The 10,574-nt window shown below is 43.4% G+C and carries 15 protein-coding genes and 1 pseudogene; 5 read left to right on the top strand and 11 right to left on the bottom strand.

What is annotated here, in order from left to right:
• Positions 1–523: pseudogene (locus A4S05_RS42885) on the top strand (cytosolic protein); the annotation flags it as partial.
• A 60-nt stretch (positions 524–583) separates the two neighbouring features.
• Here the strand turns inward: A4S05_RS42885 and A4S05_RS01075 are convergent.
• The 10 genes from A4S05_RS01075 to A4S05_RS01035 form a co-directional block, all read right to left on the bottom strand.
• Positions 584–1,189, bottom strand: a complete 606-nt coding sequence (locus A4S05_RS01075; RefSeq protein WP_069067995.1) for an MT-A70 family methyltransferase — start codon at positions 1,187–1,189, stop codon at positions 584–586.
• A 76-nt stretch (positions 1,190–1,265) separates the two neighbouring features.
• The gene (locus A4S05_RS41205; protein WP_176726881.1) at positions 1,266–1,409 is read right to left on the bottom strand and encodes a hypothetical protein; all 144 of its coding nucleotides are present in this window, start codon (positions 1,407–1,409) and stop codon (positions 1,266–1,268) included.
• Between the two features lie 116 nt (positions 1,410–1,525).
• Positions 1,526–2,458: a hypothetical protein gene (locus A4S05_RS01070; protein WP_069067994.1), complete on the bottom strand. Its 933-nt coding sequence runs from the start codon at positions 2,456–2,458 to the stop codon at positions 1,526–1,528.
• A 31-nt stretch (positions 2,459–2,489) separates the two neighbouring features.
• Positions 2,490–2,948: a DUF1392 domain-containing protein gene (locus tag A4S05_RS01065; RefSeq protein WP_069067993.1), complete on the bottom strand. Its 459-nt coding sequence runs from the start codon at positions 2,946–2,948 to the stop codon at positions 2,490–2,492.
• Entirely contained in the window at positions 2,945–3,343 is a 399-nt protein-coding gene (locus A4S05_RS01060; RefSeq protein ID WP_084226927.1) for a MerR family transcriptional regulator, read from the bottom strand. Before A4S05_RS01060 ends, A4S05_RS01065 begins: the two co-directional genes overlap by 4 nt.
• Positions 3,340–3,573: a hypothetical protein gene (locus A4S05_RS01055; RefSeq protein WP_069067992.1), complete on the bottom strand. Its 234-nt coding sequence runs from the start codon at positions 3,571–3,573 to the stop codon at positions 3,340–3,342. The genes A4S05_RS01060 and A4S05_RS01055 overlap by 4 nt, the downstream gene beginning before the upstream one ends.
• A 176-nt stretch (positions 3,574–3,749) precedes the next feature.
• Complete coding sequence (locus tag A4S05_RS42880; protein WP_256090771.1) at positions 3,750–4,139, bottom strand: hypothetical protein; 390 nt, start codon at positions 4,137–4,139, stop codon at positions 3,750–3,752.
• Between the two features lie 25 nt (positions 4,140–4,164).
• Positions 4,165–4,365 carry a hypothetical protein gene (locus A4S05_RS01045; protein ID WP_069067991.1) on the bottom strand — a complete coding sequence of 67 codons (201 nt, stop codon included), beginning with the start codon at positions 4,363–4,365 and terminating at the stop codon, positions 4,165–4,167.
• On the bottom strand, positions 4,358–4,684 hold the full coding sequence (locus tag A4S05_RS01040; protein WP_069067990.1) for a hypothetical protein: 327 nt from the start codon (positions 4,682–4,684) through the stop codon (positions 4,358–4,360). Before A4S05_RS01040 ends, A4S05_RS01045 begins: the two co-directional genes overlap by 8 nt.
• Positions 4,685–4,800: 116 nt before the next feature.
• Positions 4,801–5,613, bottom strand: a complete 813-nt coding sequence (locus tag A4S05_RS01035; protein WP_069067989.1) for a hypothetical protein — start codon at positions 5,611–5,613, stop codon at positions 4,801–4,803.
• Positions 5,614–5,756: 143 nt separating this feature from the next.
• On the opposite strand from A4S05_RS01035, the gene A4S05_RS01030 reads away from it, so the two are divergent.
• The 4 genes from A4S05_RS01030 (at position 5,757) to A4S05_RS01015 (ending at position 8,288) form a co-directional block, all read left to right on the top strand.
• On the top strand, positions 5,757–6,011 hold the full coding sequence (locus A4S05_RS01030; RefSeq protein WP_225892776.1) for a helix-turn-helix domain-containing protein: 255 nt from the start codon (positions 5,757–5,759) through the stop codon (positions 6,009–6,011).
• 151 nt (positions 6,012–6,162) lie between these two features.
• Positions 6,163–7,101, top strand: coding sequence for a hypothetical protein (locus A4S05_RS01025; protein ID WP_069067988.1), 939 nt, complete (start codon positions 6,163–6,165; stop codon positions 7,099–7,101).
• Between the two features lie 109 nt (positions 7,102–7,210).
• Positions 7,211–7,963: a hypothetical protein gene (locus A4S05_RS01020; protein ID WP_069067987.1), complete on the top strand. Its 753-nt coding sequence runs from the start codon at positions 7,211–7,213 to the stop codon at positions 7,961–7,963.
• A gap of 94 nt (positions 7,964–8,057) precedes the next feature.
• Positions 8,058–8,288: a hypothetical protein gene (locus A4S05_RS01015; protein ID WP_176726880.1), complete on the top strand. Its 231-nt coding sequence runs from the start codon at positions 8,058–8,060 to the stop codon at positions 8,286–8,288.
• A gap of 222 nt (positions 8,289–8,510) precedes the next feature.
• Here the strand turns inward: A4S05_RS01015 and brxL are convergent, their stop codons facing one another.
• Positions 8,511–10,538, bottom strand: coding sequence for a protease Lon-related BREX system protein BrxL (gene brxL / locus A4S05_RS01010; protein ID WP_069067985.1), 2,028 nt, complete (start codon positions 10,536–10,538; stop codon positions 8,511–8,513).
• Positions 10,539–10,574 lie beyond the last annotated feature (36 nt).

Raw genomic sequence — 10,574 nt, 5'->3', positions numbered from 1 at the left:
TGTAATCAAGCTGCTAGACTATCAGCAAAAGTTGTCGGAGCTAGAAGCCAGTCGAAACCCCTTTGCTACAGTGGTAATGGCTCACTTGGCAGCAGTGCAAACCCGCAGTAATAGGTCGCAAAGGAAACAATCAAAACTGAATTTAGTGCGTCGGTTGTATGAGCAAGGGTTTGAACGCGAGGCTGTTGTTAACCTTTTGGCTTTTATTGATTGGATGCTAACGTTACCATTGGATTTAGAACTAGAGTTTAAAAGAGAAGTCGAACAATTGGAGGCACAACTGCGTATGCAGTACGTTACTAGTTTTGAGAGAATTGCTCGAATAGAATCTTTATTAAAAGGCATAGCTTTGGGATTAAAACTCAAATTTGGAACACCTGGACAAAACTTATTACCTGAAATTGAGCTTCTTGAAGATTTCAGATTGCTGGAATCAATCTTGGCAGCAATAGAAACAGCAGATACTGTGGATGAATTGCGTTCTATTTATCAGACAGCAGATGACACACCGTCAGAAAATTAGAATTGTTTGATATTTGATTTTCAAGGTTCAGCAAGTTTTGAGTGCCGAAATTAGCGTTAATTAAGCACTCAATGAAGTATTGTTATCAATTTCTGCATTAAGCTGATCAAACAGATCCGCCTGATCACCCCAACAATCCCAGTCAACTCTAGACGAACGTGCGAACATCTCCAGCTTGGTCATATCAGGACACAGCTTTTCTACAAGTTCAAAAAACTGTTCGGGCTTACGTGAATGCTCACGACGGGGTGAGTGTAAAATGCTTGACTGGTTTGTGAGTGTCCGTCCAGCAAAAGCCTTCACATTCCCACGAACAGCCAAAGCGCAATGTTCAGTCGAATTCCGCAACCAATGACCGACACCTAGATGTGTTTTAGTGCCATCTTTGGTGACTTTTTCCCAAGTCAAAATAGTCTTGAGTTCAAATCCCCATGTTTGCAAGCATTGAGCCGCTTCGATCATGTGATTGTTCGTGAACCATAGCCAGAGGATACAGCCATTGCTGCCGCATAATTCGGGAATGGGCAGAGCCAGAATTTCCTCAGTCCGCATTGGTTGATAGGGGATGCGGTTGCGGTGAGTTTTGTCTTTAGAACGAAGTCTGTAGAACCAGGGAGGATCTATAACAATGCACTGGTAATGGCCTTGTAGAGTTGTGAGTCTCATGCTATCTCCTGGGGTTGTTGAACAATCGTTGCGCTGATGGATTCAAAATCAACCTGAAATATGTTTAAATCAAGAGTCATTTCGCCACTGTTATAAAGTCCAACGATGTGCTGTTTGATTGCATCCGATATGATTCGGGGACTACATAGCCTTGAATCGCGTAGAATTTCTTAGCTAGTTTTTCAATGAGTACATCTTTCTGGAAGTAGCCGAGTTCCATATCTTTTCCCCTCAAGGTAAAATTTACCTTTGTTGTAAAAGTCTTAATTCTTGATTACTTGGCGATCGCTCTGCTTGACCAATTACCAATGACCAATGACCAATGACCAATGACCATTAAGCAGTAACTACAGCTTTCTTACTAGCGAAAGCTCCCGCCTGCCTTAGCGCTGCACCAGGACTCGGATGAGCAAAGAACTCTTCTATAGCTTTGGTCAACCCAGCCGCAACAGCCGGCTCGTGACAAGCGTAGACATAGATGGGCTGTTGAACACCGTTAACCAATCGCGTCTCTTGGCGATCGCCCAGATGCGGGTAGAATGTTCTCACCCATGTACCCAAGTGTCCGCGATAGTGAGCGCCGCTCAGGGGGACTTTCTTTCCAAGTTCGCTCTCTGCAAAGTTGACAACCCCCAACCAGCGTTCTTCTGATGGGGTTAACAATTTTCTGTTGTGTTCTGCCAGAAGGTTCCCGGCATAGTCTTTAAATTGCTGTTCCATGTACGGGTTGAGTCTGCCACCAGTTAACTCAGCTAAAGTTTTCATGGCCAGGACAAGAGTATGCAATCGCTGTTCAACTGGGGGGAGGGCAGGAACAGGTGCAGGAGTTTGAGGAATGATGCTGGGAACTGCTGCAACCAAGTCTAAAATGATGGTTCTAACTTGCGCTGCTACTTGAGATTGCTGCAAGATCATTGCGATCCTTAATGCACCCAAAGCCGAAAAAACTCTAATTTGGGAAGTTCTAGATGGTAGACAGAGTGTCTGTCGAGCATCACGTAAGTCCTTCCCAGCAAGGGTTTTAGTTTCTTGGGTTTGGAATTCAGATTGATTTACTCTTGTTAGTTCTTTGACTGCGGACTCTGTAACTGAAAAATATTCCGCTATTTGTGCAGTAGTTGCCCAGCTGCTACCGTTCCATACAGCGAACACTATTGCCTTTGCTTTGCTGAGAACTTCTTGGGCACGAGAATCATCTAGGTTAGAAAGTGCAGAAGTTCTCAATGATGGAGACTCGACTAAAACATTTTGATTTAAAGGTAAACTCATCCTGTTCGACTCCTAAGTAAATTTCAAGACTTTAAACATTTACCCGCACCAAACTTTTTTCACCAAGCAGGGAGAAGCGATTCGATATAGTTGGTGTCTTAATTAACGTTGGTGACATCAATTCAACGAGGTAAAACCAAGAATTATGCACCAGCGCAATCCCCAAAATCAGCCGTTGTTTTGTTCCTTTATCGTGCGAACAGAGGATTACTCTTTCGCCCAAAACAAAAGCGGGTTTTTGCACAGTGATGGATTCTAATTCTCCAGTCCCGATGATTTGGTTTTGTGTGGCGTGGAGTATTTCATTACGGCAATCAATTGAATAAATCCAGCACTCATGCTTCCATTGCATACCGCAGCAGTAGCCAAATGTTCTGTTGGTTCGTAGGTAAACTCTCTCCAGTAAATTCACCTCAACAGGTGGAATTGTTTGTCCCCAAGGTGGGGAGAGATACCAACTTGTTTTGAGTGCGTTAATGTGGTCAATCATACTCGTCTCCCTAATAAATAATTAATGGCTTCAACATCAAGAGCAGCAATGCGTTTTTTGATTGATTGTGGTGGGTTATCAAAAAACTGCTTAAGATGCCATTTCCGAATTTGGTAATGTCTAGCAGAGCGTGTTGTAGCTTTGAGCCATCCTCTTTTTACCCACCTTGTAACAGTTGAGAAATTCAATTGAAGGACTTGAGCAATTTCCTGGCAGCTATAATTATCAAGAGTGGGACGGGCTGAATAACCTAAGTTGTTTAACTTCAGGTAAATTGCAACTGGTGTGCGTTGATATCCTCGCCTTTTTAGGATTGAAGCTATTTGTTTGACTGTATAGACTTCAGCTTTTGCCTCAATAATTGCTAGTTCTTCATCAGTCCATTTGATACTCATCTGATTGCCTCCTTCTCTGAAGAGATAGAATTGGTGTCTGCCTGTCCTTGTACAATCCGAGCGCTAATAGATTCAAAGTCAACTTGAAAAATGTTCATCTCAGTCTGCATTTCCCCAGTGTTGTAGCGGTCTACTATGTACTGCTTAATTGCGGATTTATTCAGTCCACCAGGGATATCTATGTGCGCTTCACTGGTGATTTTTTCGACTACTGTAACGATGACTTTCATGGCTAATTCCTATCTGATTAATTGAGGATTCAGAAGTAAAATCATTCTGAATCTTGATTTGTGATTTACATTGCCCCAGTTTTTCCTGTGTGCAATAATGGGAATTCTGTAGCGGGAGAAAAACTTCCGTGCGTTCACCTAAAGTAATGGCATTCCTTTAGGTGAACGCTTTTTTTCTATTTAGAAGGTTCTCGATTCCCCTCTAATTCCCATTCCAAATAAGCCAGTGCAGTTTGAGCATCGGCAATGTTTAAATCAGGGGTATATCCCAAGTCCAACAGTTGTCTGTAGTCTGGGTGCGTAGCAATAAGGGATATTAGAGTTTGAGCTTGTTCAACTAATTGGTGGAGGTTGGGGTTAGACATTTCGATGCCCAGCCTGGAACATAACTCTTCCGCTTTCACACCAAAAGTTCCTGGCTCAATCTCGGTTTCTAACTCTTCAAGCAGAGATTGAAAATTGGGGTGTTCATCGTTAATTTCAACCTCAAACAAATCTGCGTTCTTTGTAACGGTGGTTGCCCAATCAGGTAAAGTATGTGGAATGGTTTTCGCGTAAAGTTTCATGATTGTGTCCTCTGGGATTAATAACCTAAAAATCTTCGGAAATCTCCAACAAAAAACCGCGTCCCGTATTCTGCACTTGCACCAGTTCTTTATCCAGCAGTGTTTGAATTACTGAATCGGAGAATTGGAATTGCAGACGATGCAGAGGAACACAACCACCGCAAAGTCGAATCGAACGCAGCAAATGATTAGCTCTACGGTCAAAGCTGTCTATAGAATTAGCCATTGGTGCTACCTCCAGTGATGGCTGCTAACTGTTGTTGCAGAATCGCTATTTGACTTTGATAAAACTCAATCTCTGCGGTAATTTGCGTGAACAATTCCTGTGGAGATAACGGTTGGATTTGATCCTCTTTCAAGTACGATATTTCATCAGAATTCTTGTTAGGCATCAGCACATAACGCCAGCCATCATCAAATTGTTCAGCTAATTCTGTACCAGATGGGTAGTAGTAAAGTCCCAGAATTGTGCCTTGTTCTGTACGCTGTTCCAAAGTAAAGCGAGGGTATGCCCAGTGTTGGGGAATGGATATTGTGGCTTTCATAGATTTAATTGGGGATTGGTGAATAAATAATTAGGGAAAGGGGGAAAGGGCAAAGGGGAAGGGAATGAAGAAATTTACCTTTCCCCTTTAACCTTTTCCCAGGCGAAGCCCAAGACTTACGCTGTGACTAACTCCGCTCTTTCCAGCAGTCGTTGCAATTTATTGCCAGTTAGCTGTTCTAACGGTTGGTCTAAAAAATATTCATCAAAAATGGATTTACCACCAGTAGACACGTTCACCATCGATAGCGATTGCACTACATCCATTGCAGAATCACAGGCTATGCGCTGGGTTTCGTCTGTTGCGCGTGTTAACCACCAGTTACTGTCAGTCTGCCCTACTTCGCCTAGTTTGATATTGTTGTTGTAAATGCCATCATCGAGGATTTCAAAGCCGTACTTTTCACATTCATCGGAAATCTGCGCCATGACTTCGTTACCAGTAGCGCATGGTGTTGCAAGTTCTTCCTGCACAGGTAATGAGCCATCTTTGTAGTGAGTGCAGATGAAGCGATCGCAACGCATTAGAGTATTGGCACGAAATATTTCTTTATCATTGATCATGACTACCCAGCGTTGCGTTAAGTGATTGTCGTCATGGCTGATGCTGGCTACCAGTTTGTCATCAGCATAATATTCGTAATCAGAAAACGAGATTTCGACTATTGTGAGGGGTTCGGGAGCTACGGCTTGGGCTTGGTCGGCGATGTAGTTGTCGAGTTCGGCTTGGGCGAGGGCTTGTTCGTCGGGGGTAGCAGGGGCGATTTTCTGAATCTTGCTTGCCTGATAGTTAACAATGGCAGTAATCCAAGAATCCTTACAGCGTTTGTCGCTTACTTCGACTGTGCAGGCTATTTCGCTGTAAATTTGCTTGAGTCGGGCAATGGATTTCAGTTGCAGCTGTTGTTGGCTGTAGATAATGTGGGTCATAATAAATCAGTTCCTAACGGGACGGAAAGCGCTTCAGATTGCGAGTCGGGGGCGCTTTCTCTATTTATATCTTTTATACTACTGTTGTATACAGCAGTTGTCAACTGGTGTATACTTTTAGAATACAAAACAAGTTTAGAATTATGGAGGCGTGTACACCAATGTTGATGGATGTTGTTAGACAGATAAAAGTTACAATCCCAGATTTATCTCAAAAAATTAAAGAGGCAAGGGAAAAAGATGGAAGATCAGTGCAGGTTTTAGCCACCTCAGCAGGAATTTCTACTGCTTATTGGTATCAAATAGAACAAGAAAAAAGACAGTGGATTTCTGAAGAAACTCTGCGCGGGATTGAACAAGCTTTAGGATTAGATTTAGGGGTGCGTTTTGATGATTGATTCCCTTAGTATCAATCTTTTATTTCTACCTCTAGTCTCCTTTATGGAGCAATGTCTAGGTTGGGCTACGTCTACGCACTTATCTGTCACATCCAAAATTTACGTTGCAGTTGACTCTGAGAAAATCTTATTGAACTAGAAAGGTGGAATTATGCCTAAACCACCTTCTAGACGCAACAAAGCCACCTCTGCCGCATCTACCGATTCAACTTCATCTGCTAACTCTGCAAACGAGGATATCTCCCAGCAAGAAGATCCAGGTTCAGCAACAATTACGATTAGTGCTGTTGAAGTTCCAGAATTGACAGAGGAAGAACAGCGCGATCGCCTTTACCTAGAGCGCCGTGTGGAAAGAGCGTTTTTTGAGGCAGGGAAAGCGCTGACGGAATTGAGGGACAGACGGCTTTATCGCTCCACGCATAAAACCTTTGAAGAATATTGCCGCGATCGCTTTGCTCATAGTCGCCAACAGTCAAATTACTTGATTGCCGCAGCTGGTGTTTACGAAAATTTGACAACCATTGGTTGTCAAAATGTGGAAAATGAGAATTTGACAACCAATGGGACACAAATTCTGCCCACGAGTGAGCGCCAAGTTCGACCCATGACAAAGCTTGAACCCCAGGAACAGCAGGAAGTGTGGCTAAAAGCAGTAGAACTTGCTGGAGGGAAAATACCAACTGGTAGAATCGTGAAAGATGTTGTGCAGCGCATAATGGAGCGTACCCAAGTACCTAATACCTACCAGTTGGGTGAAGTCTGCCAAATCCTCACAAAGGACAACCCCGAACTTAGAGGCAAGGGCGGGTGCTGGGCAATTGTCAGCGCAGTAAACGAGTTTAGTTGCACGGTGAGAATGTGGGATGGCGAGTACACCATTGGCTTGCAACATCTGAAGTACTTCGACTACCTGCCTGCCGAGTGTGAGCAGATACGGGTGATTTGCGATCGCATCAATCGAGTGTATTCGAGTGGGCTGGAGGAGTCGGTGCAGAAGTTTTTGGAGTCGCTGGGGAGGCTGAATCGGACTTATTTGACAGCTTTGGAAGACAAATTGTTGAAGGTTCTGGAGTTGGAAATTAGAGATTAAGGCAACAAAGAAGCAATGCTTTCTGTGATTGGTTGTGGTATTAAATTAATAAAATCTTGTTTTGGTTTAATATATTTCTGCTCCAGTTGTTTGTAGAAAGTAGTAATTTATGACAGGAAGACAACAACAAGAAATAATGGATTTACGGGCATTGAATTTAACACCTAAACAGATAGCCCGAAAATTGGGTCTTAAAGTGTCAGAAGTGAATGCAGCGATTCAAAATCAAGCACAGCAAACCACATTAGATAGATTGACCAAAGGAGAACTAGACCCTGTATATCAGTGTTTAGCAAGCGATAGTCTTATCCAATTGTTACCGAAAATCCCGCCAGAAAACAGCATCAAAAATCTGCTGACAAAAATCCTACCTGTAAAAAACAATGACGATATTGATCGCGGTTTAGGATTGGTAGTTATTGCAAGAGTTGCTCGATACAATCAAATCACGGTCTGTAGCTACCTTTTAGATATATGGTGCTTAGGTGTTAAAGATACCATCTCACCACGTACAGTAGACAGGATAAAATTTAAAGAATTTACAGAATCACTATTCGAGCCATTTCCTGGGAAACCACAAGAGGTTCCCCTTGAAGTAGCCCAAGGGATGATATTTAGTGCTTGCGAATATGCAGAAAGCTTAGGGTTTCAACCACACAAAGACTTTTCTAAATCGCGTTCGCACATCGGAGAATGGGATGGGACAATACGTATTGAATGTGGTCGTGATGGGAAACCATTTTATGTCAATGGCCCCCATGATGACCCTAAAAAAATCATGGAAACATTGAAGAGAAGCAGGGGTGAAGGTAATTTTGATTTTCTGATTGGTTCAGATCCTATTGAAAAGAATTTTTGGTAAATGCAATTAATTTGATTTTCTGGTGCGTCATTACGAAGTCATCCAGGTTTGAAATACTCAGCGCAGTGAATGTACTCAGTTTCACTGTGAGACTTTGGCATGGCGAACACACGGTTGGGTTGCTGCATCTGAAGTTCTTCAACTACCTACCCCAGGAGTGTCAGCAGATGCAATCCTTGAGCGATTGCATCAATCGGGTGTATTCGAGTGGGCTGGAGGAGTCGGTGCAGAAGTTTCTGGAGTCGTTGGGGAAACTGAATCATGCTTATGTGACGGATTTGGAAGAGAAAATGCTAAGTCTCTTAGAGTCGGAAATTACACATAAGGAAGCCTGGGGGTAAGGCAGGGATTTATGTGAGCGATTAAGTCATTGTCAATGAAGTCTGCTGTTCGAGCCGACTTTGTAAATCTACAATCAGGTTTTCTCCACTGCGTCGGGCTTCCCATACACCAGAATACTGCAAACCAATTCTCAATTCTTGGGAAAGTCTCTCTAGTTCCTGTTTATGGCGTTCTTCGAGTGCAGCGATCGCTTCGGAGCTAATTATTAATTTACACCTAATGCCTTCATCGCCGCCGTCAGTGGGTCGCTGTAAAAAATAGAGTCAACCCGTTCCATAATATCTGCCGACACCTCTAAAAAATGACGTTTGTTCTCAATTGGAATTAAAGCTCGCCGCGCTCCATTATCCATCCCTAGTTGCAATGGTTCGGCTAAGGAGCGAACTGCTTTGATGTTCCCTTGGATACTGAGGTCGCCTAAAATTAGTAGTCCTGGCTGTACGGAATGCTTTTTGATTGCAGAATATATAGCTACTAAAAAACCAATACCAACATCGCAATTAACGCGATTTGTTAACAAATCAATTGCTTCAACATGAAAATCAGTTGTAACCACAGCTTGGGCTATACCCATGTTGACTTTGTTACCTTGAATATAAGCAAATGCTCGTTGGATTGATTCTTTCATAGCGCTATCAATGCCACCAGCTAACCGCAATCTACCTGTACCTGCACCGCATCCCACTTCTAGGCGGTAAAGTCCTACTTTACCTTGGTCATCTACTGAAGCAACATAAACGCTACCAGGGGCAAGGGGGTCTGTGGAAATTAAATCCCGCCCGCCTTCTTCTGGGACACCAACATAACGTTCTTCGCGGGTTTCAGTATCTATGTAAGAAAAGGAAGTTTGATGGTACTCGAAGGAACCCATTTTCTTTAGTTGTTCCTTCACCCGACGGCGACCTTCCACTGCCAATTCCACCAATTCTGCCATTTCTTCTTTAGCAACTTCCCCGCTAGGGTGGATTAATTTAACTAAACCCGCCACTGTTTTGCGGACAGCTTTTACGTCGCGGGCGTTAAGGTGAGAACCCAGAGAAAAATAGTGGTCTACCATCTCTGTAAAGTTGTGGCGACGCAGTTCCCGTAGGGCTTCTGCCAGATAATCCACGACGAAACCATAATGGTCGGTGAAATATTCAATCCGCATTTTGGGGATTTCCCAACCGGGGATATAATAATGTATGCGGTCGAGGAAAGCCATGTCTTCTCGAATTACGTCCGGCATGGGGGCAAACAAGTGGGAAGACCGTACCATAACTTCTACCGGTTGGTTTGTATTACCAAACATGGCAATGGACGCACTTCCCGAAAGCGCCTCTTTACCTCTGGCAAACGTACCAGACTCGCAGTAGGTTTTGAGGGTGGTGATAACTTCTTTGGGCATCTTTTGCAAGTCTGCTACTTCGTCAAATGCTACCGAATCCCACAAACCGATTAACCCCATCTTGCTCGAAGCAATGTTATAGAAGAGATTGGCAACTGTGGTGGGACCAGTTAACAAAATGGCGTAGGGGCTGAGTTCTTGGTAGGCGTAAGATTTACCTGTACCACGGGGACCAAGTTCAACAAGGTTGTAGTTTTGTTCGCATAGGGGGATAAGTCTCACCAAAAACAGTAGTTTTAGCCTGCGGTCAAAATGGGAGGGTTCTAAACCAATGCTACGGATGAGTAAATCAATCCACTCCGATGTACTAAACTGACTGCGACACTGACGATATTCGTCGAGGTCGAAGGTTGCTAGCTGAATTGGCTTGATGCTGTCAATCCAGAAAGGACTGCGTTTTCCTGATGCTTCCTCGTCAAATTCGTGGCGTAATTCTACTTGTGCCCAGATACCACCCATTAGCAAGCGGTCGTATTTCCGAACGTAGCTTTCGGGTATATGGACGTATTTATGACCGAAGTTGGTAAATTCAGCCCAATATTTATCATCATCGGAAAGATAGCGGACTTTTATTTTATCTATGAGGGTGTATCGCCCTTTTTCGCGGACAAAAGATTGGGCTTTGTTGGCTTCGTCGGGGCGGACAAAATTTTCAGCTAAGGTAGAATTGACGACTTTCAAACCTGCATCAATGGCAAAGGTATCATTGGTGGCACAGTATTTGCCAAGCAGGTATTCCAGGACAAACACCGGAACATTCGCCCCAACTTTGACTTTTCGCACCAAATCTTTGCGAACGACTTTACCCGCGAATACTGATGCTGCTTTTTGGTCTAGTTCCGGCATTGATTCTCACCTAATATTAATTAAGCTTATCTCGGT

Origin of the sequence: Nostoc sp. KVJ20 (genome assembly GCF_001712795.1) — a bacterium.
Lineage (GTDB): Bacteria > Cyanobacteriota > Cyanobacteriia > Cyanobacteriales > Nostocaceae > Nostoc.
Note: the sequence above shows the minus strand (reverse complement) of the source record. Positions and strands in the feature narration are given on the sequence as shown.